The 24,628-nt window shown below is 70.6% G+C and carries 24 protein-coding genes; 14 read left to right on the plus strand and 10 right to left on the minus strand.

The features are described from left to right. The first annotated feature begins 52 nt into the window (after positions 1 to 52). Positions 53 to 481 carry a MarR family transcriptional regulator gene (locus ABZ833_RS02260; RefSeq protein WP_361039853.1) on the plus strand — a complete coding sequence of 143 codons (429 nt, stop codon included), beginning with the start codon at positions 53 to 55 and terminating at the stop codon, positions 479 to 481. A gap of 150 nt (positions 482 to 631) precedes the next feature. Further along, positions 632 to 1,735 carry an alkene reductase gene (locus ABZ833_RS02265; RefSeq protein ID WP_361039856.1) on the plus strand — a complete coding sequence of 368 codons (1,104 nt, stop codon included), beginning with the start codon at positions 632 to 634 and terminating at the stop codon, positions 1,733 to 1,735. Here the strand turns inward: ABZ833_RS02265 and ABZ833_RS02270 are convergent. Next, positions 1,708 to 2,076 (minus strand): helix-turn-helix domain-containing protein, encoded by a 369-nt coding sequence (locus ABZ833_RS02270; RefSeq protein WP_361039859.1) that lies wholly within the window; start codon positions 2,074 to 2,076, stop codon positions 1,708 to 1,710. The genes ABZ833_RS02265 and ABZ833_RS02270 overlap by 28 nt on opposite strands. A 93-nt stretch (positions 2,077 to 2,169) precedes the next feature. Between ABZ833_RS02270 and ABZ833_RS02275 the strand changes: the two genes are divergently transcribed. Further along, entirely contained in the window at positions 2,170 to 3,009 is an 840-nt protein-coding gene (locus ABZ833_RS02275) for an NAD(P)H-binding protein (RefSeq protein WP_361039861.1), read from the plus strand. A gap of 58 nt (positions 3,010 to 3,067) precedes the next feature. On the opposite strand, the gene ABZ833_RS02280 is transcribed toward ABZ833_RS02275, so the two are convergent. Further along, positions 3,068 to 3,442 carry a cupin domain-containing protein gene (locus ABZ833_RS02280; protein WP_361039863.1) on the minus strand — a complete coding sequence of 125 codons (375 nt, stop codon included), beginning with the start codon at positions 3,440 to 3,442 and terminating at the stop codon, positions 3,068 to 3,070. A gap of 122 nt (positions 3,443 to 3,564) precedes the next feature. Between ABZ833_RS02280 and ABZ833_RS02285 the strand changes: the two genes are divergently transcribed. The 4 genes from ABZ833_RS02285 (at position 3,565) to ABZ833_RS02300 (ending at position 7,266) form a co-directional block, all read left to right on the plus strand. After that, a complete protein-coding gene (locus ABZ833_RS02285) occupies positions 3,565 to 4,428 on the plus strand; it encodes an AraC family transcriptional regulator (protein ID WP_361039865.1) in 864 nt (287 codons plus the stop codon). 97 nt (positions 4,429 to 4,525) lie between these two features. Next, positions 4,526 to 6,085, plus strand: a complete 1,560-nt coding sequence (locus ABZ833_RS02290; RefSeq protein ID WP_361039866.1) for an alpha/beta hydrolase — start codon at positions 4,526 to 4,528, stop codon at positions 6,083 to 6,085. A 179-nt stretch (positions 6,086 to 6,264) separates the two neighbouring features. Beyond that, entirely contained in the window at positions 6,265 to 6,570 is a 306-nt protein-coding gene (locus ABZ833_RS02295) for a hypothetical protein (RefSeq protein ID WP_361039869.1), read from the plus strand. A gap of 117 nt (positions 6,571 to 6,687) precedes the next feature. Then, positions 6,688 to 7,266 (plus strand): DoxX family protein, encoded by a 579-nt coding sequence (locus ABZ833_RS02300; RefSeq protein WP_361039871.1) that lies wholly within the window; start codon positions 6,688 to 6,690, stop codon positions 7,264 to 7,266. A gap of 66 nt (positions 7,267 to 7,332) precedes the next feature. Here ABZ833_RS02300 and ABZ833_RS02305 read toward each other — a convergent pair whose 3' ends face one another. The 3 genes from ABZ833_RS02305 to ABZ833_RS02315 form a co-directional block, all read right to left on the minus strand. Further along, positions 7,333 to 7,929 carry a hypothetical protein gene (locus tag ABZ833_RS02305; protein WP_361039874.1) on the minus strand — a complete coding sequence of 199 codons (597 nt, stop codon included), beginning with the start codon at positions 7,927 to 7,929 and terminating at the stop codon, positions 7,333 to 7,335. A gap of 105 nt (positions 7,930 to 8,034) precedes the next feature. Then, a complete protein-coding gene (locus ABZ833_RS02310; protein WP_361039877.1) occupies positions 8,035 to 9,327 on the minus strand; it encodes a hypothetical protein in 1,293 nt (430 codons plus the stop codon). A gap of 204 nt (positions 9,328 to 9,531) precedes the next feature. Next, positions 9,532 to 10,263: a helix-turn-helix transcriptional regulator gene (locus tag ABZ833_RS02315; RefSeq protein WP_361039879.1), complete on the minus strand. Its 732-nt coding sequence runs from the start codon at positions 10,261 to 10,263 to the stop codon at positions 9,532 to 9,534. Between the two features lie 326 nt (positions 10,264 to 10,589). On the opposite strand from ABZ833_RS02315, the gene ABZ833_RS02320 reads away from it, so the two are divergent. The 4 genes from ABZ833_RS02320 to ABZ833_RS02335 all read left to right on the plus strand — a co-directional run bounded on the left by ABZ833_RS02320 (position 10,590) and on the right by ABZ833_RS02335 (position 14,912). Beyond that, positions 10,590 to 11,783 (plus strand): hypothetical protein, encoded by a 1,194-nt coding sequence (locus ABZ833_RS02320; protein WP_361039882.1) that lies wholly within the window; start codon positions 10,590 to 10,592, stop codon positions 11,781 to 11,783. Beyond that, complete coding sequence (locus tag ABZ833_RS02325) at positions 11,776 to 13,002, plus strand: cytochrome P450 (RefSeq protein ID WP_361039885.1); 1,227 nt, start codon at positions 11,776 to 11,778, stop codon at positions 13,000 to 13,002. Before ABZ833_RS02320 ends, ABZ833_RS02325 begins: the two co-directional genes overlap by 8 nt. Positions 13,003 to 13,089: 87 nt before the next feature. Beyond that, complete coding sequence (locus ABZ833_RS02330) at positions 13,090 to 13,695, plus strand: hypothetical protein (protein WP_361039887.1); 606 nt, start codon at positions 13,090 to 13,092, stop codon at positions 13,693 to 13,695. After that, on the plus strand, positions 13,695 to 14,912 hold the full coding sequence (locus ABZ833_RS02335) for a DUF6545 domain-containing protein (protein WP_361039889.1): 1,218 nt from the start codon (positions 13,695 to 13,697) through the stop codon (positions 14,910 to 14,912). The genes ABZ833_RS02330 and ABZ833_RS02335 overlap by 1 nt, the downstream gene beginning before the upstream one ends. 8 nt (positions 14,913 to 14,920) lie before the next feature. Here ABZ833_RS02335 and ABZ833_RS02340 read toward each other — a convergent pair whose 3' ends face one another. Both ABZ833_RS02340 and ABZ833_RS02345 read right to left on the minus strand, forming a co-directional pair. Continuing rightward, the gene (locus ABZ833_RS02340; protein WP_361039891.1) at positions 14,921 to 16,582 is read right to left on the minus strand and encodes an ABC-F family ATP-binding cassette domain-containing protein; all 1,662 of its coding nucleotides are present in this window, start codon (positions 16,580 to 16,582) and stop codon (positions 14,921 to 14,923) included. Positions 16,583 to 16,914: 332 nt separating this feature from the next. Next, positions 16,915 to 18,084: a damage-control phosphatase ARMT1 family protein gene (locus ABZ833_RS02345; RefSeq protein WP_361039894.1), complete on the minus strand. Its 1,170-nt coding sequence runs from the start codon at positions 18,082 to 18,084 to the stop codon at positions 16,915 to 16,917. Between the two features lie 242 nt (positions 18,085 to 18,326). Here ABZ833_RS02345 and ABZ833_RS02350 point away from each other — a divergent pair, with 242 nt between their 5' ends. Next, entirely contained in the window at positions 18,327 to 20,384 is a 2,058-nt protein-coding gene (locus ABZ833_RS02350; RefSeq protein WP_361039896.1) for a phosphocholine-specific phospholipase C, read from the plus strand. Positions 20,385 to 20,388: 4 nt separating this feature from the next. Here ABZ833_RS02350 and ABZ833_RS02355 read toward each other — a convergent pair whose 3' ends face one another. Then, entirely contained in the window at positions 20,389 to 21,033 is a 645-nt protein-coding gene (locus tag ABZ833_RS02355) for a helix-turn-helix domain-containing protein (protein ID WP_361039898.1), read from the minus strand. Between the two features lie 83 nt (positions 21,034 to 21,116). On the opposite strand from ABZ833_RS02355, the gene ABZ833_RS02360 reads away from it, so the two are divergent. Then, positions 21,117 to 21,806, plus strand: coding sequence for a class I SAM-dependent methyltransferase (locus ABZ833_RS02360; protein ID WP_361039901.1), 690 nt, complete (start codon positions 21,117 to 21,119; stop codon positions 21,804 to 21,806). A gap of 62 nt (positions 21,807 to 21,868) precedes the next feature. After that, entirely contained in the window at positions 21,869 to 23,257 is a 1,389-nt protein-coding gene (locus tag ABZ833_RS02365) for an MFS transporter (RefSeq protein ID WP_361039903.1), read from the plus strand. On the opposite strand, the gene ABZ833_RS02370 is transcribed toward ABZ833_RS02365, so the two are convergent. Next, on the minus strand, positions 23,171 to 23,806 hold the full coding sequence (locus ABZ833_RS02370) for a DUF1345 domain-containing protein (RefSeq protein WP_361039905.1): 636 nt from the start codon (positions 23,804 to 23,806) through the stop codon (positions 23,171 to 23,173). The two genes, ABZ833_RS02365 and ABZ833_RS02370, sit on opposite strands and share 87 nt — an antisense overlap. 4 nt (positions 23,807 to 23,810) lie before the next feature. After that, on the minus strand, positions 23,811 to 24,626 hold the full coding sequence (locus ABZ833_RS02375; RefSeq protein ID WP_361039908.1) for a family 1 encapsulin nanocompartment shell protein: 816 nt from the start codon (positions 24,624 to 24,626) through the stop codon (positions 23,811 to 23,813). Positions 24,627 to 24,628 lie beyond the last annotated feature (2 nt).

The following is a 24,628-nucleotide window of genomic DNA, read 5'->3' on the forward strand; positions in this document are numbered from 1 at the left end:
GCTGTACGTGCATCTATCATGGGTCCGTTGAGCCGAGACGCGGAGTTGAGACATGACCCACGGTGACTCTGAACGCTGGACCCACCTGGTGACGCTGCACAGCCGCGTCGAGCAGCACCTGACCGAGGTTCTGCACCGCCGCTGCGCACTGGGCCTGCGTGAGTACCGCACGCTCAGCCACCTGACGAGCGCCCCCGAGGGCGAGCTGCGGATGCAGGAGCTCGCCGACGCGGTCGGCCTCGACCAGAGCTCGGCGTCCCGCCTCGCAGGCCGCCTGGAGCGCGCCGAACTGGCCGAGCGCTGCCACTGCCCCGGCGACCGGCGCGGAGTCTTCCTCGGGATCACCGAAGCCGGACGCGACCGGCAGGCCCAGGCACAGCCGATCTACGAGGCCGCCCTGAGCGAGGCGCTGGACGAGGCGGCATCCGCCACCGATCCGGCGCTCGCCACTCTGACCCAGAGCCTGCGTACGTCTGCCTGACCCTCGCATCCGCGCCGCTCCCCCTTTCGACCTTTCGACCTTTCGACCTCCTCACCCCTCCCTGGTGACAGACCGGCGGCCGACTCATTAGTATTTGCATGCGCCTGCATCTGTTGTAGGTGCATGCACATACTGCCGTGAAGGAGAACCGTGAACTCGCCCCTGCTCGAGCCGTACCGCGGACCCGCCCTCCACCTGCCCAACCGGACGGCCATGGCCGCGATGACCCGTGCCCGCGCGGACGACGCCACCGGGGTCCCCACCCCGCTCATGGCCGAGTACTACGCACAGCGCGCCACCGCCGGGCTCATCGTCAGCGAGGGGATCTGGCCGCACCGTCTCGGCAAGGGCGGCCCCGGTGTCCCCGGTCTGACCGAACAGGCCCACGTCGAGGGCTGGCGCCGGGTGACGCGGGCCGTGCACGACGCCGGAGGCCGTGTCTTCGCCCAGCTGTGGCACGTGGGACGCGTCAGCCACCCCGACATCCTCGGCGGTGAGCAGCCGGTCGCACCTTCCGCCGTGGCCGTCTCACCCGGCCACGGCCAGATCTACACCGCCTCCGGACCACAGGATTACGTCGTCCCGCGCGCACTGACCACGGCCGAGGTCACCGAGACCGTCGAGGCCCACGCCTCGGCCGCCCGCAACGCGATCGACGCCGGCTTCGACGGGGTCGAGATCAGCGGCGCCTACGGCTACCTCCTCGCCCAGTTCCTGTCCGACAACGCCAACCTGCGCACCGACGGATACGGCGACCACGTCCGGTTCGTGATCGAGGTGGTCGAAGCGGTCGCCGCCGCGATCGGAGCGGACCGCACCGCCCTGCGCGTCTCCCCCGGCAATCCGCTCCTGGACACCGTCGAGACCGACCCGGCCTCGCGCTACCACCGCCTGCTCGACGCGCTGAACGGAAGGGACCTGGCGTACCTGCACGTGGTGCAGTCCGGAAAGTACGCCGCCCTGGAAGACCTGCGCCCCCGCTGGAACGGCACCTTGGTGGCCACCTACGACGGGCCTGAGCCCGGCAGCCGGGAACAGGCCGAGCAGGCGCTGCGCGCAGGGCTCGCCGACGTCTACTCCTTCGGCCGGCTCTTCCTGGCCAACCCCGATCTGCCCCGGCGCATCGCCGACGACGCCCCGCTCAACCCGCAGCGCGCGAGCGGCATGTACGGGGGCGGCGGGGAGGGGTATGTGGACTACCCCGTCCTCGCGGGGAGTTCAGCGGGTCACGCGCCGGGCAGTGACATCCGCTGAGTGATCCGGTCGAACAAGTCCTTCAGTGGCTCGCCGACGTCCTGACCGAACTCGGTGAGACCGTACGTGACTTGGGGTGGCGTCGTCGGCTCGACCTCCCGCCGGACCAGGCCGTCCTTGACCAGTCCGCGCAGGGTCTGAGCGAGCATCTTCTCGCTGATGCCCTGGATGCTGTCGCGCAGCTCGTAGAACCGAAGGTCGTTGCTCCGCAAGGAGATCAGCACCCAGACGCCCCACTTGCTGGTCACATGGTCGACCACGTCGCGCGCGGGGCAGTCGGTGTGAAACACGTCATAGCGGTTGCCCGTCTCGGCCTGCCTCAGCTGCGCGCCTTCCCTCATGTCCGGAGCTTACCTCTGGGTACGTTCTTACGAAAAGTAAGCCCCGGCTCCTAGCGTCACTTTCCGTAGTGAACAACGGATTTGGAGCTGAACATGATCGTGGTGACCGGGGCTACCGGAAATGTGGGCATGCCTTTGACGCAGGCCCTGACCGAGGCGGGCGAGCAGGTGACAGCGGTGTCGCGGCGCGCGGTGGCGATGCCGGACGGCGTCCGTCATGTGACGGCCGACCTGGCTGAGCCGGCTGGCCTCAAGCCCGCGTTGGACGGGGCGAAGGCGCTGTTCCTCCTGCTCTCCGGCGACCTGCACGCTCCCGAAGCCAGGCCGGCCGACATCATCGGCCTGGCAGCGGCCAGTGGGGTCCGCCGGGTCGTCCTACTGTCCTCGCAGGGCGTGGCGACCAGACCGCTCGGCCCGTCCCGGGTCGCGATGCGCGCGGTGGAGGACGCGTTGCGGGAATCGGGTCTGGACTGGGCCGTCCTGCGTCCGGGCGGCTTCGCCTCCAACGCCTTGGGCTGGGCGGAGTCCGTCCGCACGCAGAGGACGGTCGCCGCGCCCTTCGGTGACGTGGGGGTGCCGGTCATCGACCCGGCCGACATCGCCGAGGTCGCGGCGGCCTGCCTGGTGGACGACCGGCACACCGGCGGGGTGTACGAGCTGACCGGGCCGGAGGTGATCACGCCACGTCAGCAGGCAGAGGTGATCGCCGCCGCGCTCGGCTCGCCGGTGCGGTTCCACGAACTCACCCGAGACGACGCCAAGGCCGCGATGACCCGCTTCGTACCGGCGGAACTCGCCGACGACACCCTGGACATCATCGCCGCGCCGATCCCGGCCGAACTGCGGATCAGCCCGGACGTGGAACGCGTCCTCGGCCGCGCCCCGCGCCCCTTCAACGACTGGGTCTCCCGGAACATCACCGCATTCCGCTGAGACGCAACTCGACGGCGCCGACATCGGAGCCCGAGTCGAAGTCGGCACGTACTGGCCCTCACGAGGAGACGGGCTCGGCCGCCTTGGTCATCGGCCCTCCGGCGTCACCGGTGTTCATCGTCCCCGCCGGCTCGAAGAGCAGGATGGCGGTCTCCTCGTCCGCCACCGGGCAGTGCTCGACCCCGTGGGGAACCACGAACAACTCCCCCGGATCCAGGACCACATCGCCACCCCTGAGCTGGATGGTCAGCCGCCCGCTGACCACCAGGAACAGTTCATCGGTGTCCTCGTGGCTGTGCCAGACGAACTCCCCGTGCAGTTTGGCCAGCTTGACCTCGTAGTCGTTGAGCACGGCCACCGTCTTCTGCGACCACAACTCGCTGAACCCCGCGAGCTTTTCGGCGATGTTGACGGGTACGGACTTCCTGGACATGCGGCATTCCTTCCTCATGGCCGGCGGCCGGAGGACTCCTCGGCCTCTCGAGTCCTCCGGCTGTCCGGCTGATGCCATGAGCCTGCCGCGCCCGGACTCCGCCGGTCTTGTACGTTCCTGGCATGACCGGAGAGCGACCCCGCACGTCAAGCCCGCACACGTCAGGGTCCCGTACGTCGGTCAGCGCTTGGCGGCCGTCGGTCCCGGGGATCGCCGAGGTCTTCCACGCGCACTTCACCGACCACGCGTATCCGGCCCACACCCACGACACGTGGGACCTGATGATCCTCGACGACGGGGCGGTCGACTTCGCGCTCGACCGCCGCCGTCATGACGCGACCGGCACGGCCAGCGTTCTGTTGCTTCCTCCGGGCGTGCCGCACGACGGGCGGACGGTCACCGCGGCGGGCTTCCGGAAACGCGTGCTCTACCTCGACGACTCCGTGCTCCCCCAGCGGCTGGCCGGTCGCGCGGTGGAGGGTCCCGTCCTCGACGACCCCTTGCTGCGCCATCGGATCCACCAACTGCACGCTTCCCTCGGGCACATGGGAGACGAGTTCGAAGCCGAGTCGCGCCTGTCCTTCGTCCGCGAACGCCTCCACGTCCACCTCGACGCGCTGCGGCCCCGCACACCGGGCCTGGAGGCCAACCGGCTCGCGACCGCACTGCGTGAGCTCCTCGACTCCCGGATGCCCGCCGGTCTCTCGCTGGAGCAGGCAGCCGCCGTCCTGCACGCGCACCCCACCCACCTGATCCGCTGCTTCAGACAGACCTACGGCCTGCCGCCGCATGCCTACCTCACCGGCAAGCGCATCGACCGGGCGCGCCGCCTCCTGCTCGGCGGCCAACGCCCCGCCGAGGTCGCGACCGCCGTCGGATTCCACGACCAGGCCCATCTGAACCGGCACTTCACACGCCATGTGGGCACGACGCCCGGACGCTACGGACGGGGCGGGGGCCAGCCCCCGTATCCATCGACCAGGTGACCTGATGTTCAGTCACCGCCCCTGCTTCTAGCGTCAGTTCCGTCCATTTGTTCTCGGGCCGGCTTGCCTCCTGAGCCGGTCGAACCCAAGGAGCACGATGCGCGGCGTCACACCCTCACTCGTGGTCGGTCTGAGCCTGGCCGGGCTGCTCGCCGGAGCCCTGCCTTCGGCGGCCACCCCGGCCAAGGCCCCTCACCTGACTCACCCCATGTCGGCCTACGAGCGCCAGCGACTCACCTGGGGCCCCTGCTCGAAGGCGCAGACGGAGCTGAACGCCGCTGGGGCGCAGTGCGCGAAGGTGACCGTTCCCCTCGACTACTCCGCTCCCCGCGGCCGCACCCTCCAGATCGCGGTCTCGCGCATCAAGGCCAAGTCCACGTCCCACCGGCGCGGCATCCTGCTCTCCAACCCCGGTGGCCCCGGCGGCAGCGGCCTTGCCAACACCCTGGCGCTGCGGCCCGCGTTGAAGCAGGTGGCCGACGGCTACGACCTCATCGGATTCGACCCGCGGTTCCTCGGCGAGAGCTCCCCGCTCACCTGCGCACCGGCCGGACCGCCGACCCCGCCCGCACCGTCGACCTCACCCCGTGCGGACTTCGACGCATCGGTGCGGGACGCGCGGAAGACAGCGCTGCGCTGCCAGGAACACGGCGACAACGCGCAACTGCTGCCGCACGCGTCCTCCCGCAATGTGGCCCGGGACATGGACGTGATCCGAGCCGCCATGGGCGAGCGGAAACTCTCCTACTACGGCATCTCCTACGGCGCCGATCTGGGCGCCGTCTACACCCAGATGTTCCCCCGGCGCACCGACCGCATGGTCATCGACTCCTCGACGGACCCGTCGGCCACGCAGTACGAACTGTTCCAGAGCGCAGGCGAACCGGCCGAGGAAGCACTGGACGAGTGGGCCGCCTGGACCGCCCGGCACCACGGCACCTACCGCCTCGGCCGCACGGCCTCCCAAGTCCGCCTGCGTGTCGAGCACTTGCTCGCGCAGGCCGAGCGTCATCCGATCGGCGTCGGCGGTCAGCGTCTCAACGCCCCTGTCCTGCGGCTGCTGTTGAAGCAGCCCATCCAGCACGCGGAGAACGATCCCGTGCTGGCCGCGATCGTGCGGGACCTGGTCGACGCGGCGGCGGGCAAGCCGGTCGAGCCCGGCCCCGAGCTCGCGGCCATGCTGGAGCTCCTCGCCTCGCCCGATCTCGCGGACAGCATGGTGGGCGGGGCGCTCTTCATGTGCGGCGACGGCGGCTGGCCCGCGGGCGGTTGGCCGAAGGATCCGGAGACGTACTGGAAGAACAGTGTGCGCAGCCGCACCACCCAGCCCGTGTTCGGACCGTACGTCAACGGCATGATCGCCCCGTGTGCGTTCTGGGCCGCCGAGCCCCGCGAACCGGGCACGGAGATCGCCAACGACGTACCCGTCCTGATGCTTCAGGCCCGACACGACAACAACGTCCCCTACGACGGAGCCCTGGCCCTGCACCGCAAGCTCACCGGCTCACGCCTTGTCACCGCGGACATCCGCTCCCACGGTGTCTACGGGCGCGCCCTCGAAGGCCACCGCCCTGTCCCCTGCGCCGACCGCGCGGTCAACGACTATCTGCGCACGGGAGACCTTCCCGCCCACGACATGACGTGTGCTCGGCGCTGACTCCCGACCCGCCCTGCATGCAGGAGCGGCGGAAGGGCCATGCGGTTCGCGGCGGGTGTCATGTCAGGTGCCTCAATCTCCTCCTGCGCCCGCCGCCGACCCTGGCCTACCATCAGTCGGACATGGCGATACGGGAGAGGCGGCCTCAGGGCAGTGCGGTGTGCACTGTCCTCCTGGCCATGGCCTTCCTCTTCCTCATCCCCTTGCTCGGGGTCGACGGGCCGTCGGGCACCGCCCTCGCGTCGGTCACCGCGTCGGCCACCTCGTCGGCCACCGAAGACCGAGTCGGCGGCCGCGGCTGTCACGAGGGCCAGAACAGGACTCCCCGTGAGGCGTTGCCCGCTCCCGAGCGGACCACCTCACCCGCCTTCGGGGCGGCACCCGCGTCGTACGAGCCACGGGACGACGTGCCCGCGCTGCCCGGAGCCTCGCCCCCGGACGCGACGTCCGTCGACCTCTACAGAACCCAGGTCATCAGAACGTAGACGGGATCTCTCCACCCGCACTCACGCCGGCGAGACCGATCGGCACCGCCACACCACATTCACCGATCACAGCGATCGCAACGCATCGCATCGCATCGATCAACTGGAGAGATTCGCATGCCCTTTCCCTCTTCCACCAGTTCCACCAATTCCACCGGCACGCACACCGCGGCTCCGGGCGGCTCCGGTTCCCCGCTCGCTTCCTCGCAGTCCGGCATGGACATCGGCCTCCTGCTGCTGCGCTGCGCCGTCGGCCTGACCATGGCCGTCCACGGCAGCCAGAAGCTGTTCGGCTGGTTCAACGGCGCCGGCCTCGACAGCACCGCGGGGTTCTTCGCGAGCGACGGCTACTCCGCCCCGAAGGCCATGGCCACGGTCGCCGGCCTCACCGAGACGTTCTGCGGCCTGGGTCTGGCCATCGGCCTGCTCACACCGCTCGCCGGGGCGGGCATCGTCGGCATCATGCTCAACGCCATCGCCATGAAGTGGGGCAACGGCTTCTTCAACCCCGCCGGCATCGAGTACGACCTGGTGCTGCTCACGGCGGCCGTGAGCCTGGCGCTGGCAGGACCCGGCAGGTACGCCGTCGACCACTTCCTGCCCGTCCCGCGCACCCACCGCCTCTCCCACGGCATCGCCGCCGTGGCACTCGGCGCCGTATCGGCCGCCGTCGTCCTGGTGGCCCTGCACGACTGACCGGATGGCACTGGGCAGCTGCTGCCGGGCGGGCCACGGCGCCGTGCGCCGTGGCCCGCGCTCGCCTCACTCGGCGGGCAGGCTCCAGATGGCGGGCTTGGCGTCGTCCTTCTCCGCCCAGTGCACTTCCAGGTTCTTCGCGGACTCGGGAACCAGGTAGGTCTCGCACAGGACGTGACTCTCACCCTTCTTCCAGCCCTCGAGGTCCAGCGGGTCCTCGCAGCCCTGCGCGTCCTCCGCCGCGCCGATGAGCAGTCCGCCGCGGGTGCCGTCCGCCCAGACCTCCGTGGTGTCCGCGACGTCGGGGGTGTCGGTGAGCGGGGCACCGCCCTTGTGCGTGAACTTGATGTGGGCGACCGCGGGGACCAGGCCCTTGGCGTCCTCGGGATCCTGGACCAGCTTCTTGGCGTCGGCTGCCGTGCCCAGGTCGACCTTCTGGGCGGCGACGTCGTAGGTGACGGCGGCCCCGTCCTCCTCCACCTTCCCCGTGGTGCTCGCGCCGGCGGCCAGCTTCTCCTCCTTGGGCTGGGAGTTGGCGGCGCCGTCCTTGGGCTTGTCATCGGAGCCCTCCGACTTCGAGTCGCCGCCGCCACAGGCCGTCAGGGCCAGGGCGAGCGCGGCGGTCGGAACGGCGAGGCGCAGTGCGGTGTTGCGGTGGAACAAGGTGACCTCCTGGTCGATGGCCGGGCTGTTCCCGGCACGTGTGGGGGGGCGTGGGGGGGGCGGAAGTTGGGGTGCTCCGCGTACGGCAGCAGCGGTGGGCGCGGGTCAGGCAGCCGTTCCTCGGTAGAGGCCTCTGCGCTCGGCGGACCTGATCGCCCGGTGGTCTCTGTCGACGTCCTTGCGGCTGTCGGCGGCCAGGACCAGCTCGCCCGGGGAGCTGGTCCTGGCCACGGTGCGTCGCACCCTGGCGCCGGGGCGCAGGTCGCCCACGGCCTGCCGGACGGTGGGGAGCGTCGTGATCGTACGCAGCAACTCCTCGTCGAGCGCTCCGTCCTGCGGAGCGATCAGGGACACGCGCGCGACGTGCGGCCGGGGCGAGGGACGTGTCGCGGCCCGGGGGCCCTCGGGGAGCACGGCCTGTACCGCGTCCTGCACGAGGTTGCTCCCGGTCAGCTCGCGCAGGACGCGGTCGGCGGCGTCCATCGGCGGCCCGGACTCGGCGCGCACCAGGACCGGTCCCTGCCCGTGCACGACCACGAGTCGGCTGCGGAGTACGCCCGTGGTCACCCCGAGGATGTCAAGGACCCGCTGCATGTAGAGAGTCAGGACGCGGGGCGCGTGACCGCGCGGGTCGACCAGGTCCGACCGGTCGTGCAGTCCGGAGGGGGTCCGGGTCTCGGCCCAGACGCGGGTGACGCGGTGCTGCACCGCGCCGAAGGGGCCGCCTCCGGTGACGGTGTCGAGGTGGTAGACGGCGCCGGACAGATGCTCCTGGAGGACCAAGTGCGGGTCGAGGCCCTGCTGGTGGGCGGTCCGGCGCATCGCGCGCCAGGCCACGGCGAGGTCGTAGCCCGACCGGCACCGCCGGATGGGAGCCTCGAGCGCCGTATCGGCTGCTGCGACGACGTACTCCGGCAGGTCGTAGAAGGCGGCCCAGTCGAGCGCGGTGGCCAGGCTCGCCGTGCGGATGCCGCGCGGGGCCGCCACGCCGGCGGCCGCCAGCGTCTCGGCCTGGAGCCCGATGTCGTGGCGCAGCGGCGAGCTGGAGGGGTCGTTGCCCGTGCTCCGCAGCCGCTCGGCCAGTTGGTCGGCGAGGTCGATCCCCAGGGAGCTCCCTGCGACCACCGCGCCCACCTGGTGGGGCGCCAGTAACTTGACGGTCTCGCGCAGGGATCCGGTGTGCACGATCCGGCCGCGGTACTCCCCGCTGACGGTGGAGCCCGCGAGCTCCGGCGGGAGCGTCTCGGGGGCCAGTTCGACCGCCACGCACGGCCAGCCGCGCGCGGTGAACTCGCCGGCGTACGCGCCGTCATCACCGTAGGGAGCCACGACCACCGCCACACGGTCCGGGTGCGATGCGGTCCCAAGGGCAGCGGGCGCGACTGGCTGGAGGGCCATGACGGATGTGCTCCTCAAGGATTGACGATCAGCACCTCGGCGGTGCTCGGCGGGGCCCGGTGGGGTGCGGGCGGCCGCGGAGTCACGGGGGTGAACCGAAGCACCCCCGAGTTCGGATGGTCGACCGAGCCTGGGGTCACGTAGATCTTTGTGTATGGCCCGACGGCCTGTCAACAATTGGGGCACTCAAGGGGGGGCGGTCGACTACTCGCCCCGTGATTCCGGCGTCGCCCGTCGCGCGCGCTCCTGAAGCGCGAGGGTGTCGAGGGCGGGGAGGATGTCCCGCAGCACGTCGACCTCGCCGGTACTGCGCAGGGCGAGGCTGTCGGCCCCAAGTCGCTTGAGGGCCACCTTCGTTGCCAGCTTCGGCAGATCCTCGTTGACCATGCGCTTCAAGTGCTCGACCAAGGCCTCGCCCTCGCTGCGGAAGCAGAACCCGAGGGGAGCGTGGAAGAAGTTCTCCAGAGTGCCGACCATGTCGTGCCGCGGCTTGCGCTCGCCGTTGAAGATGTTCCAGACCGTCTGCCGCGTGATGCCGGTCCGGGCGGCGATGTCGGCGTCCTTGTACGGCTTCTGGGTCGCCGGGTTGAGTCGCGTGGCCCTGAGGAAGCTCAACCGCGGCAGCAGCAGGGCCAGGCGGAAGCCTTCCCGCTCCTTGACCTCCGCCGGCTCCTCCTCCGTGAGAGGCGCCCCGTCCAGCAGCGCCTGGGCGCGCTCGGCGGCGATCCCCGTCATGTAGGAGACGTGCTCGGGAGGCAGCAGATCCCCCCGCGTCTTCCCCAACCGGCCCGCGTAGGCGTCGACATCGACCAGGAAGCGGTCGATGGCAAATCGAAGGAGGTACTCCCGGGGCGCCTCTTCCCGACGGACGTCCGGGTGGGTACCGGCCAGCAGGCGGTCGATGTCGCCGCCTCTGGGGTCGGCGTCTGCGTTCACCTGTAGGTCTCCAAGGGCCACGGGACACGATGGGCTGTTCTGAGGATAGCCACTGACCAGCCACCCAGCTCTGCGTACTTCCCCGATCGTTGACACCCCGTCGCGGGGTGCTGGAAGATCACAGACCAGATCAGGGCCGCAGCCCGGCCGTTCATGCCAGACGCACGCTGCGGAATTTCCCAATTGTTGACAACGAAATCGGTGTCATGACTTCATATCCTGATTTTCCCGCTGGTGCCAGCACTCTCTTACCTCCCGTCGGCTGCCCCGCTCACCAGGCGGCGCTGCCACTGGCGGACATCGACGCCCACCCTGACCCGCGGGAGATGTACCGCAGGATGCGGGCCGAGCACGGCCCCGTCGTCCCCGTCACCCTGGACGGCGTGTTCGGCTGGCTGGTCATCGGCTTCGGGGAGACGAAGCGGGTGATGCGCGAGGGGGTCCTCTACAGCCGGAGTCCGCGGCACTGGCAGCCGCGCGGCACGGTCCCCGCCGACTGGTCGCTGGCGCTGCACACGCAGGAACGCCCCAACGCCCTGTTCGCCACGGGCGAGGAACACACACGGCTGCGCGGGGCCCTCACCCGCAGTCTCGGCCGGACCCGGCCGGGGACCGTGCGCCGCTACACCCGCGACCGCGCGAACCGCCTGATCGACCAGTTCTGTGAGACCGGGAGCGCGGACCTCGTCGCCCACTACGCCGCGCAGCTGCCCCTCATGGTCCTGATGCGGATCTTCGGGTTCTCGGAGCAGGCGGCGCTACAGCTGGTGACGGCCCTGCCCGCCCTTCTCGACGGCGGGGACAAGGCGCTGCAGGCCAACGAGCAGATCATGAACGTCATCGAGGGCCACATCGCCCACCGGCGGCGCGAGCTCGGTGCCGACGCGATCGCCTGGCTCATCGAGGAGGGCAACGCCCGGAGCGCGGAGGAGATCGCCCGCAGCAACGAAGAGATCCGCGAACAGGTGTGGCTCACGCTGGCCTCGGCCATGGGCGCCATGGGCAACTGGATCTCGAACGGCCTTGAGCGGCAGGTCAACAGCGCCAAGATGCGCGACGACGTGAACCACGGCCTCGCCGACATCGAGGGTGCCATGCGGGCCACGCTGTGGGAGCAGCCTCCGCTCCAGCGCGTCATCGGCCGCTGGGCGACGCGGGACAGCCGCCTGGGCGAGCAGGACATCGCGGCGGGCGACATGCTCGTGCTCGACCTGGCCGCCGTCAATCAGGACCCGTGCATGGGGTCGGACGCCGAACGTGCCGCGATGGCCGCCCACAGCGAGGCCAACCTCCCGTACGGCGCGGGGGAACACGAGTGCCCCTTCCCCGACCTGGCGGAGGCGATCGCGGTGACGGCGGTCGACTGCCTGCTGCAGCGACTGCCCGATGTCCGCCTCGCCGACGGCGCTTCCCTGACATGGCGCCCGTCCGTCATCGTGCGCGCCCTGGAGGCCCTGCCCGTCCGATTCGCCCCGACCGCCCGCTCGGTCCCAGCCTCGGAGGTTCCCTCTCGTGCTTGATCTGACGCCACCTCAAGTGACCTTGCTCGACCCGCGCGACCTCGTCGTGGCCGAGGGGCGCGGCCTCCGGGACCAGGGCCCCGTGGTGCGGGTCCGGCTCACCGGCGACGTGGAGGTGTGGGCCACCGGGGACCATGCCACCGCGCGCGAGATCCTCACCCACCCGGACTTCCGCAAGAACCCGGCGCATTGGCAGGCGTACGCCGACGGCGACGTGCCGGACAGCTGGCCCTTGCTGGAGCTGATCACGCTCTCCGGCATGCTGAACGCGGACGGCGACGACCACACCCGGCTGCGCAAGCTGGTGGGCAAGGCGTTCACACCGCGCCGGATCGAGGCGCTGCGGCCGCGCGTCGAGGAGATCGTCGGGGGTCTGATCGGCGACCTGGCGGCCGTGCCCGGCCCGGTCGACCTGCGGGAGGCCTTCGCCCTCCCGCTGCCCATGGCCATCATCTGCAGCCTGTTCGGGCTCGACCTGGACAAGCGCGAGCAGCTGGCCGACAACTTCGCGGCGCTGCACGACGAGAGTCGCGCCGATGAGGCGCCGGCGGCGAAGGCCGGACTCGTCTCCGTGATCGGTGAGCTGATCGCGGAGAAGACCGCAGCGCCCGGCGACGATCTGACATCGGCGCTGATCTCCGCCCACGGAGACGGGCAAGGCAGCCTCAGCGAGACGGAGTTGACGCAGACTCTGCTCCTGTTCCTCTTCGCGGGGCACGAGACCACCGCCAACCTCATCGGAAACGCGGTGGTGAATCTGGCCGGCCACCCCGGACAGCTCGCCCTGGCACGCGAGTCGGACGCATGGCCTGCGGTCGTGGAAGAGACGCTGCGCCGCGACAGTCCGGTCCGCACGGTGATGTTCTACTACGCCGCCAAGGACGTGACCCTCTCGGGCACCCGGATCAAGACGGGCGAGGCCGTGGTGATCCATGTGGCGGCCACCGGGCGCGATCCCCGTCAATTCGGCCCGACAGCAGAGGAGTTCGACATCCTCCGGCAGGCCGCCGCCTCCCACCTCGGGTTCTCCCACGGCATCCACTACTGCATCGGGGCTCCGCTGGCGAAGATGATGGGCACGACCGCTCTTCGGGCCCTGCACGGCCGGTTCGACGTCGAACTCGTCGGCGAGCCGGTGCCGGTGGCCTCGTACTCGTCCAACGCGGCCCGCACGCTGCCGGTCCTGCTGAGGAACCGAGCCCCGGCCGGGACGAGGTGACAAAGGTGGGCTGATAGTGTCCCGGCGCAGGCCATCGGACACAGCCTGTCACGAACGGGGAGCGTGAACGTCGGGAGGGCTGACCCCATGCATTCCATCGGCACCCCCGAGCCCGAGCACCGCACCGGCCCCGGCCGCCTGATCCCCGGACGGGTCTCGACGGCCCTGCGCAAACGCCTTGCCTGGAGCATGGAAGAGCGTCGCGCCGCTCGCCTCATCTACAAGGAACTCCGGCTGGCGCCCGACGCCGGCCTCATGGACCTGGTCGAGGCCGTCGGGAAGAAGCGGGGCCGCCCCATCGAGATCGTCCAGCGCTCCCTGAGCCCGCAGGCGACGGGCATGTGCCTGCCGGGGAAGGACGGGGACCGCATCGTCATCACCACCAACACCAGCCCGCATCACCAGCGTTTCATCCTGGGCCACGAGCTCTTCCACCTGCTCGAGGGCGAGAAGGACGACTGCGTCAGCGGGCACCACTTCCAGGGCTCCGACGCCCTGGAGAGCGAACTGTCCTCGCTGCCACCAGGGTTGGTGGACGAAGTCCTGAGCGGTCCCGTCTTCTTCCGTACGACGTTCGAGCGCAAGGCGGAGTGGCGCGCGGAGGCGTTCGGGACGGTCGCCGCGCTGCAGCTGACCGGGAAGAAGGGCGCGGGGTCGCTCACTTCCGCCTTCGCCAACCGGCGGTTCCACTGATGTGGCACCTGATCCTCACCACGGTCAACCTCGCGATCGCCGCCTTCGCCCTCGTCCTGGGGTGCGCCAAGGCCCACGCGGCTCGGGGCAATCCTGACCTCACCCTCAAGCTGACGGCCTCGGTCCTGATCCACTGCGGCGTGATCTTCCTGCTCTGCACGCCCGCCGTCTACCGGGCGGTGGGAGCGGCCGCGGGCTCCGCCAACCTTCCGGCGCTCGTCGTCAACTCGGCCACCCTGCTGTGCCTCGGCCACGCCCACCTGATGACTCAGCTGTGGCACCCGGCACGCAAGGAGCGGGCCGCCCTGCGACGCACGATCGCGACCTGGGCACCGGTGTACGGCACCGCGGTCATCCTCATGGCCGTCCTCTACGCCTGGGCCGACGTGCAGGGCCCCGCCCGCCCTCTCCGCTACTCCGCGGCCTACGCCGACATCTGGCAGGTCGTCGCCTTCCAGGTCGTCTACTCGGCCGGCATCGTCGCCACCGCGTTGGTCACCATGCAGCAGTGCCGTGGAGTCGTCATGCCGGGGCGCCCCGACCTCGACCTGGCGCTGCAGAAGAGCCTCAAGGCGTTCGCGACCGCCGTCGCCCTGGACATCGTCAACATCGCCCTGACCCTCACCGCGGTGATCTCGGCCGCCGCCACGGGCACGCACCGTCTCGACTTCCTTGCCGAGGCGGCGTGGCTCGCCACCATCGCCAGCGGCGTGGCCGCCAGTTTCGCGCTGGCCCGGCTGGTGTTCAGCTCCCGGCGCGCGGAGCGCCGCGACTGCCGGACGATGGAACAGCTGTGGAAGGTGGCGACACGGCTCGGCGAGGACAACGGACAGCTCGTCCTCGCCCCGCAGCCGCTGTTCTGGTGGCGGAACTGGCGGGTGGAACTGCTCCGCAGGCTGGCCGAGATCCGCGAGGGCGAGCGCGTCCTGAGCCCGTGGTGGAGCGGGGCACCGGCCCAGGCCGTGGCCGGTCTGGCCGACCAGGAGTCCGACCTGCCCCGCGACTTCGACCTCGTCGCGGCGCAGGCCGCCGCCGTCGTGCTGCACGCGGCCCACGCGCGCGGTCAGGGCCGCCCGCCGCTGCCGGACGACGCGCGCCTGAAGGCCATGCCCGGCGGCAGGGTCCCCGAGGAAGAGGAGCGGGCCCACCTCGTCCTGGTGGCACGGCACCTGAACCTCCCGCTGGTCTTCGAAGCCGTCACTCGCTCCAGCCGCTGAGGGCGCCGTCAGTCCCCCTGCGGTGCCGCGAGGAGGTCGCGGACCTCTTCCGCGGTGGTCTCCTGGAGCTCGTCCGTCACGAGCACCCAGCGCGTGATGCCGACCGACTCCAGGAAGGTCAGGTCGTGGCTGGCGATCAGGAGCGCTCCCTCGTACGACTCGAGCGCACCGGTCAGTTGGCGCACGCTGGCCAGGTCGAGGTTGTTGGTCGGCTCGTCCAGCATCAGGAGCTGAGGAGCCGGGGCCGCGAGCATCATCGCCGCGAGCGCGGCACGGAAGCGCTCGCCGCCCGAGAGTGTGCCCGCCGGCTGTTCGGCGCGCGCGCCCTTGAACAGGAAGCGCGCGAGCTGGGAGCGGATGTGATTGTCGGTGAGCCCGGGAGCCAGCCGTGAGACGTTCGCCGCGACGCTCAGGTCGTCGTCGAGGACGTCCAGGCGCTGCGGCAGGAACCGCACCGGCACAAGCGTCCTGACCTCGCCGGACAGCGGTGCAAGATCCCCGGTGAGGGTGCGAAGGAGCGTCGTCTTGCCCGCACCGTTGCGCCCGACGAGGGCGATCCGTTCGGGCCCCCGCACCTCCAGGCTGCCTTCCCGCAACGTGCCGTACTGGGGGCTCAGTTCGCGCAAGGTGAGCACCGTACGGCCCGCGGGCACCGCCGTGTGCGGAAGGCTGACGCGGATCTCGGCGTCGTTGCGGATCGCGTCCGCGGCCTCCTCGCGCCGCTCGCGCGCCTCGCTGAGCCGGTCCTCGTGCAGGCCCCGGAGCTTGTCCCCCGACTCCTGCGCGGAGCGCTTCTTCTCGCCCGCGACGATGCGCGGGGCGCGCCGCTGGGCGTCCATCTTCTTGCTGTGCCGCTGGCGCCGGGCCACCTTGACCTGGGTCTCCTCCAGTTCGCGCTTCTGGCGTCGTACGTCGGCCTCGGCTGCCCGCAGCATGCGCCCGGCCGCCTCCTGCTCGGTGGCAAGGGCCTCCTCGTAGGCGGACCAGCCGCCGCCGTACCAGTTCACCGATCCGGCGCGCAGTTCGGCGATGCGGTCCACGCGCTCGAGCAGGTCGAGGTCGTGGCTGACGACGACCAGGACACCGGTGCGCCAGGAGTCGACGGCCTCGTAGAGCCGGCGCCGCGCGAACAGGTCGAGGTTGTTGGTCGGCTCGTCGAGGAGCAGCACGTCCGGGCGTTCCAGGAGCAGCGCGGCCAGGCGCAGCAGAACGGTCTCCCCGCCGGACAACTGGCCTACGGTGCGGTCGAGTTCGACGTCGCCGAGCCCGAGTGAACCCAGCGTGGCCAGGGCTCGCTCCTCGACGTCCCAGTCGTCGCCGATCGTCTCGAAGTGCTGCTCGCGCACGTCTCCGGACTCGATGGCGCGCAGCGCGTCACGCCGCTCGGCGATGCCGAGGCCCTGGTCGACGCGGAGGGTCGTGTCGAGGGTGATGTTCTGCGACAGGTAGGCGAGGCTGCCGCCGACGGTCACCGAGCCCTGGGACGGGCGCAGTTGACCGGCGAGCAGCCGCAGCAGGGTGGACTTGCCCGCGCCGTTGGTGCCGACGAGCCCGGTGCGGCCGCGTCCGATGCTGACGGAGAGCCCGTCGAAGACGCTCGTGCCGTCAGGCCACTGGAACGACAGGGCGGAACAGGTGAGGGAGGCGCTGGGCGTGGTGGGTACAGACATGGTGACTCTCGCAGTCGCAGGCGCGGTGGGCAGGGAGCGTCGTATGCGAGCACCACGCGGCGACCGACCGAGAGGGAGGTGCGGCGGTCCGGAAGATCGAGGGACGGCTCATGCACCGAGGTCGCATCCACGCGGGGTCACGGGCGGCACGGCAAGGCCGACGGCGGCGTGACGGGCGTACGGCGAGGGCCGTACGGCGCGATGATCGCGAACCTCAGATGCGCAACGTCCACCTCTATCGGAGACAACAGGACCGTTTGAAACGATAACGACCGCGAGTGCGAAAGGCAAAGCCTTAAGTCACCTCCTGAGACTCCTGAGGCTCCTGAAGATCACCGCCGCGCCTGGATCAGGGCATGGGTGCCGCTGGTGCGCCACCCCTGGCCGTGCTCGGCGACGAGGGCCGCCTCGGTCCGCTCGTCGAGTCCGACGATCACGTCGGACTTCAGCGTCCGCAGCGCGGCCACCGGGCCGGGGAAGTACGCGGTGCGCTCCTCGAACGGCGTGGTGGCGGGCCACAGTCGATCGCCGACAAGGCGCCGGTAGTTCAGGTCGCCCTTCATGACGGTCACGTCGGCCCCGGCGAACTCCTGGCGCAGGTCGTCGGGCATGTCGGCGTACGGCAGCGGGGCGCAGGAGAAGGTGTGGCTGCGGACGGTGAGCCGGCCGGTACCCATGGCCGACCACAGGCGCTCACCCACCTCGGCCGCGGCGCCCCGTGCGCCGGTCAGGCGGCGCAGGCAGTCGATGACGTCAGCGGTCATGGCGTCCGAGACGTAGTACGGGTAGGGCTTGACGTGCAGCACGACCCGCTCGGCGCGCCGGTGCCGCAGGAGGTGGTCGACGAGGATGAGATCGGGCAGGAGCTCTCGTCCGGCATTGTCCGCGACCAGGCACAGCGTGGCCGCGCCCCCCTCGGGCAGCAGGGACCACAGCAGCGCGGAGTCGTCGGCGACGAGGCGCGAGTCGGCGGCCCCGGCCGCGCCGCCGCCCACGGCGAAACCCAGGTCCGCGCGGTTGCCCCACAGCGAACCGAGGAGCAGGGCCTGACGCTGCTCGCCGAGGGGCCGCAGGGTCAGCCCATCGAGGGCGGCCAGCTCCTCGTCGGCCTCTTCGGTGTGCAGCTCCGCCTGCTTGAACGGGCGGAACGGATCGATGCCCTGCCAGGGCCCTGCCTCGAAGTACCCGACAGCCGTGAGGAGTTGACGGTAGAAGTAGCTCTCGGACCACAGGAAGGGCACGTCGAACCAGGACAGGCCGACGTACTCACTCCCCCAGGCCTCCCACAGCTGACGGTCGTGCGCGTCGGGGCCCAGCGGTTCGATCACTCCCTGAGTGGCCTGTGCCAGCAGGGCGTCGAGGGCTCGATGCTGGCGCGGGCCGTAGGGGAAGGCGTCGCGCACCTTCTTGATGAGCGCGGGATGCCGCTCGGCTAGCACGCTCCGGGGGAAGGAACCGGGCGCGTTGCTCAGGATGACGGGCGCTTCGACTGCTTCTGGCATGGCGTGCAGATCCTTCGGTCCGGTGCTCATTCGGTACTCAACCGCTGTCGCGAAGAGCCAGCCAAAGGGTCTCACCCACCGGGCGGCATCGACCGGCCGACGTCCCGGAGGCCCGCCCCGTTGCTTCCGAAGATGAAATGTCCCCGCTCCTTCACCTTTTCTTCTCACCATTTGACGTCTCAAGGGCGGGCCTGACTACGGTGACCGGCCCTCTATCCCCCACGTTTCAGAGGTACAGCTACATGCCCGCATTCAACCGCCGACGCTTCCTCCAGGCCGCGGGTGGCACCGCAGGCGTCGCGGCTCTGTCCGCCAGCATCATGCGCGCCGCCGACATCCCGGCCGCCGCACGGTCGGGATCGATCGACGACGTCGAGCACATCGTGGTGCTCATGCAGGAGAACCGCTCCTTCGACCACTATTTCGGCACGCTGGGCGGCGTACGGGGTTTTGGCGACCCCCGCCCGTTGATGCTGGAGAGCGGCAAATCCGTATGGCACCAGTCCGGTGGCGGCGAGGAAGTCCTGCCCTACCACCCGGACGCCGACGATCTGGGAATGCAGTTCATCGCCGGGCTGAGCCATGACTGGGAAACCGGTCATCAGGCGTGGAACAAGGGCAAGTACGACGACTGGATCGCGGCCAAGACCTCCGGGACCATGGCCCACCTGACCAGGGAAGACATACCGTTCCACTACGCGCTCGCGGACGCCTTCACGGTCTGCGACTCGTACCACTCGTCCTTCATGGGCGCGACCGACCCCAACCGCTATTACCTCTACTCCGGGCACGCAGGCAATGACGGCAAGGGCGGCGGACCGGTCCTCGGAAACGAAGAGGCCGGTTACGACTGGACCACTTATCCCGAGCGTCTGGAGAAGGCCGGGGTGTCGTGGAAGATCTACCAGGACACCGGCGACGGACTCACCGAGGACGGACTGTGGGGCTGTCTGGAGGACGCCTACCGCGGCAACTACGCCGACAACTCCCTGATGTTCTTCAACAAGTTCCGCAACGCCCGTCCCGGCGACGCTCTGTACGAGAAGGCATGCAAGGGGACGAACGTCAAGGAGAGCGGCCATCTTCTCGATGACCTCCGGGCGGACGTCAAGGCGGGCAAACTCCCGAAGATTTCCTGGATCGCCGCTCCGGAAGCGTTCTGCGAGCATCCCAACTGGCCCGCGAATTACGGCGCCTGGTACATCTCACAGGTCCTGGACGCACTGACGTCCAACCCCGAGGTGTGGAGCAAGACAGCCCTTTTCATCACCTACGACGAGAACGACGGCTACTTCGACCACGTGCCGCCGCCCTACCCCCCGGCCGACTCCTCGTGGGGCGCGTCCACCGTCGACACCGAGCTCGACTTCTTCCCCGGCGACAGCGATTACAGCGCGGGCCCCTACGGGCTCGGCATGCGGGTCCCCACCCTCGTCGTCTCCCCGTGGTCGACCGGCGGCTACGTCTGCTCCGAGGTCTTCGACCACACCTCCGTCATCCAGTTCATGGAGCGCCGTTTCGGCGTCCACGAACCGCACATCTCCCCCTGGCGCCGCGCCATCTGCGGCGACCTCACGTCGGCCTTCGACTTCGGCCTCAAACACACCAAGCCCGCGCCCCTGCCGAGCACCGACGCCTACGAGCCGCCGGACAGCGAACGGCACGACAGCTACACCCACTCACCGCCGGCCGCACCGGCCCTGCCCAAGCAGGAGAAGGGCGCGCGGCCCACCCGGCCCCTCCCCTACGCGCCCCTCGTCACCGCGGCCGTCAAACCCTCCGACGGGAGCATCAAGCTCACCTTCGCCCCCGGAGACGAAACCGGGGCCTGCTTCCTGGTCACCTCCGGCAACCGCGACGACGGGCCCTGGACCTACACCGCCGCGGCAGGCAAGAAGATCTCCGACACCTGGAGCACCGGCCCCTCCGACGGGGCGTACGAGCTGACCGTGCACGGCCCAGGCGGCTACCTGCGGACCTACGAGGGCACCGCCGCGACTGCGAGCCCGGAAGTCACCGGCCACCACGACAAGAGCACCGGCCGCCTCAAGCTCACCTTCACCAATCCCGCCGAGGCCGCCTGCCACCTCACCGTCACCAACGCGTACGGCGGCAAGAGCACCGAACTGACCGTCGCGGCGGGCGGCCGGCAGACCCGCTGGGTCGACCTCGGCCACAGCAAGCGCTGGTACGACCTACGCGTACGGTCCGACAGCGACAGCGCCTACGTGCGCAGGTTCGCCGGACACGTGGAGACGGGCGAGGCCGGCACCAGCGACCCGGCGCTGCGCACAGCCTGACCGCTCAAGCCCCGTCACCCTCGCTCTCGCCCTCGCCCTCGCCTTTGCCTTCGCCGGCCGGCCTGACCCGTACGTGCATGCGCTCACCCTGCGCCCCGAACAGGGCGAGGAACTCCACGGGGATGTCACCGGCGTTGGCGAAGCCGTGGGGTGTGCGGGTGTCGAACTCGGCGGCTTCGCCCGCCGTGAGGACGAGGTCGTGGTCGCCCAGGGCGAGCAGCAGGCGGCCGGAGAGGACGTAGAGCCACTCGTAGCCCTCGTGCATGCCCTGCTCGGGGCGTGCGGTCTTGCTGCTGCTCTTCTTGGCGACCGGCATGACCTGCTTGTAGGCGTGCATGCCGCCGAGGTACCGCGTCAGGGGGACCCAGGTGTTGCCGTGGCGCAGGAACGGCCTCGGGTGGATGCGCGGGTCGCCGGTCTGGGGCGCACCGACCAGCTCGTCGAGCGGGACGCCGTACGCCTTGGCGAGGGGCAGCAGGAGCTTCAGGGTCGGCTCGCGCTGCCCCGCCTCCAGGCGCGAGAGGGTGCTCAGGGAGATGCCCGTCTCCTCGCTCAGCCGGGCCAGGGTGGCGCCCCGCGCCTTCCGCAGCGCCCGCAGCCGCGGTCCGACGGCGGTCAGCACATCCGTGAGTTCGGCCTCGTCGCTCATCCCTCCATTTGCCGATGCGGCAAATAACTTTGTCAAGCCGCGACGGCCGCGCGCAGGGTTGCCAGAGAGCAGAAGGAGCCCACATGAGCGACCAGCACACCCACACCCACACCGCCCCCACCGGCCCGGCCTCCTCGGCCGCCGCCGACACGGCCGAAGCGTTCTGGGACGAGCGCTACAACCAGAGCGGCCGTCTGTGGAGCGGCGACCCCAATGCCGCACTCGTCCGCGAGACCGAGGGTCTGACGCCGGGCAGCGCCCTGGACCTGGGCTGCGGAGAGGGGGGCGACGCGATCTGGCTCGCGCGGCAGGGCTGGCGCGTCACCGCCACCGACATCTCCCGCGTCGCCCTGGGCCGCGCGGCCGAGCACGCGGCCCAGGCGCAGGTCGCCGACCGGGTCGACTGGCAGCACCACGACCTCGGCGCGTCCTTCCCCGCCGGGAGCTACGACCTGGTCGCCGCCCAGTTCCTGCACTCCCTGCACGAGATGCCGCGCGAGCAGATCCTGCGGGGCGCCGCCGCGGCCGTCGCGCCGGGCGGCACCCTCCTGATCGTCGGCCACATGGGCTTCCCGGCCTGGGAGACCGAACCGCACCCCGGCGTGGACTTCCCCACCCCCCAAAAGGTCCTGGCCTCTCTCGAGCTGGCGGCCGACCAGTGGGACGTACTCGTCTGCGACACCCATGAGCACTCCCTGACGGACCCCGAAGGGCAGCCCTCCACGCGCACCAACTACACCGTCAAGGCACAGCGCCGCACCCCGGAGGACTGACCGCCCGTCAACACGATCGGCCCGTGGTCTAATCGCTGCGGCCATCGTGAGGGAGGCGGATCATGTCCACGCGCGACGCGTCCGACGGCGCGGCATCGGATGCCGGTGGAGACGGTGGAGACCGGACCGATCCGCCTCCCGGCTTATGGGCCAACCCCAACTACCGTATTTTTCTGGGCATCCAGACCCTGTCCGCCCTGGGCGACTCCTTCTCGTACGTCGCGATCCCGCTCCTCGTCCTGCACAGCACGGGATCGATCGTGCAGATGGGCCTGGTCACGGGGCTGACCGGTGTCGCCTCGATCGCCACCGGCCTCTTCGCCGGGGTGATCGCCGACCGGGTGGACCGGCGTCGGCTCCTGATGGTCGCCGACGCGGCGCGCTGTCTCCTGTACGCCGTGATCCCGCTGGTCTGGCTCTTCGCGGCGCCGATGTGGCTGATCTACTCGGTGGTTCCGCTCGCCGGGGCCTTCTCCATGCTCTTCCAGGTGGCGTACGTGACGTTGGTGCCCGCCATCGTCGAGCCCGGCCAGATCACCAAGGCGAACGGGCACTTGTTCGGTACGTACGCCGTGGCGAGCGCGGGCGGGCCGACGCTCGCGGGCTTCGTCGCCTCCGCGTTCGGACCCGCCACCGCCATCGGGATCGACTCCGTGACGTTCGCCGTCTCCGCGGCCGGCATCCTCTTCGTCCGCGTCCGCGCGACGCGGCCGCCCGACGACGACCCGCACCAGGGCCAACGGGCAGGCGTGCGCGGGGAGTTCCTGGCCGGGGCCCGCTTCCTGTGGGCGCATCCGGTGCTGCGCCCCCTGACGGTGCTGCTGTCGCTCCTGACGTTCCTCACCTACGGACTGACCGACGTCATCATCTTCCGGGTCAAGGAGGACCTCGGCCACGCGGACAGCACGGTCGGCTACGTCCTGACGGCCGGGACCGTCGGCACCTGCCTGGCGGCCTTCGCGGTGGACCGGGTGCGCAGACGCCTGGGGTTCGGGGCCAGTTGGATCGGAGGCTTCGCCCTGGCAGGCGTCGCCCTCGCGTGCCTGGGCCTGTCGGAGAACGTGCCGACGCTCGGCGCGCTCGCGGCCGTCATCCTGTTCTGCACCGCGTTCACGGGGATCTGCTCGATGTCCTTGCGCCAGGAGGTGACGCCGGGCCACCTCCTCGGGCGGGTCACGGCGGCCTTCTGGACCATCCACTCCGCGCTCGGGCCGCTCGGCGCCGCCGCCGTCACGGCCGCGGTCGCCGGATTCGGCGTGGCCTCGGTCAGCCTGGTCATCGGGGTGAGTGTCGTGTGCATCGCCCTCAGCGGGGCGGCGACGGGCATCGGCGGAGCCACCCGCCGGGACCGGTACGTCGCCGGTTCAGCCCGTGACGATGCCGGCCACGAGGTTGATCGTCGTGGCCAGGATGCTGGCGCCGAAGACGTAGGAAAGCAGGCAATGCCGTAGGACCACCGCGCGGATCGTGGAGCTGGAGACGTCCGTGTCGGAGACCTGGTAGGTCATGCCGAGGTTGAAGCTGAAGTAGAGGAAGTCGCTGTACGCGGGCGGGTCGTCGGAGTTGAAGTCGATGCCGCCCGTGGGCTCCAGGTAGAAGAGGTACGCGTAGCGGGTGGCGTACATCAGGTGGAGCGCCGCCCAGGCCATGAAGACGCCGCCGAGTGCCGTCGCGGCCGCGGCGTGGCCCATGCCCGAGTCGCCGAGCAGGAGCAGCACCACGATGCCGATCAGGCCGCACAGGGCGGCCCCGACGACGACGAGTTCCTCGGTGACCGGCCGGAACTCCTCGCGCCGCACGTTGCGGTGGGTGGTGGCGGCGTCCATGGGCCACAGCACGATCCAGCCCGCCACGACGAAGAGCGTCTGCGCCGCGGCGATTCCGGCGAGTACGCCGAGCGGCGCCCTGGTCAGTACGCCGACGACCGCGCCGATCGCCGCCCCGACGACCGCCGCTCCGGCCAGTCGGGGCACCGCGGAGAGCGACAGCAGGCGCTTCACGCGCTCAGTGCTTCAGGACGACGACTGCCTCGTCCGTGTAGGCCAGGAAGGTGAGCGTCTCCTGCAGGTACAGCTCGATGCCGCTCGCGTCGTGCGCCGTGTAGCCGATCGCCAGGTCGTGCCCCAGGAGCAGTTCGAAGTCGCCGCCGCGGGTGGACAGGACGAAGGCGCCGCTCAGCGCGGGCGCCCAGATCGGATCGCTGCCCATGATCCGGCCCAGGTGCGCCGCGATCGGGTAGCCGTGGTCGGAGGTCTCGCTGACCTCTCGGTACTCCTCGGCGCCGAGCAGCAGTGCGTAGGGGCCTTCGACTCCGGCCAGCCTCAGCGCCGTAAGGGCCCGGCTGATCGCGTCGGGGTAGTCGAGCGGCTCGCCGGGCAGGGTGAGCACCGGGTTGGACGTCCGCTCGCGCAGCCCTTCGACCCCCGCCGCCGCGTATCCGTCGAAGATCGTGCGGTCCTCCGCGAACGCGATGGCGCGTGCCGCGTCCTTGACGGGCTGCCAGTCGGAGTCGCTCGAACCGCGCTCGACGTCGTCCACGGCGGCCCGGCTGACGGTGAACGGCACCCGCAGTTCGACCAGCGGCTTCGCCTCGCGCAGCCGCGCCGTCACGCCGGGGGCGGGCGATGTGATGTCGGCGAGGTGTCCGGTGCCTGCGGCGGCGAGCTTCGGCCCCGCCGGGTCGGGGACGTCGACGACCCGGCGGCCCGCGACGAGGCGGCGGAAGGTGCGGCGGGCCTCTTCCTCGATCTCGGCCCAGGCCTCGGGGGTGATCGGGGCGAGCTCGCGGTGCAGGTTGTTCGGGGCGGCGGGGGTCGTCATGG

The sequence above is a fragment of the Streptomyces sp. NPDC047525 genome, from assembly GCF_040643025.1.
Lineage (GTDB): Bacteria > Actinomycetota > Actinomycetes > Streptomycetales > Streptomycetaceae > Streptomyces > Streptomyces durmitorensis.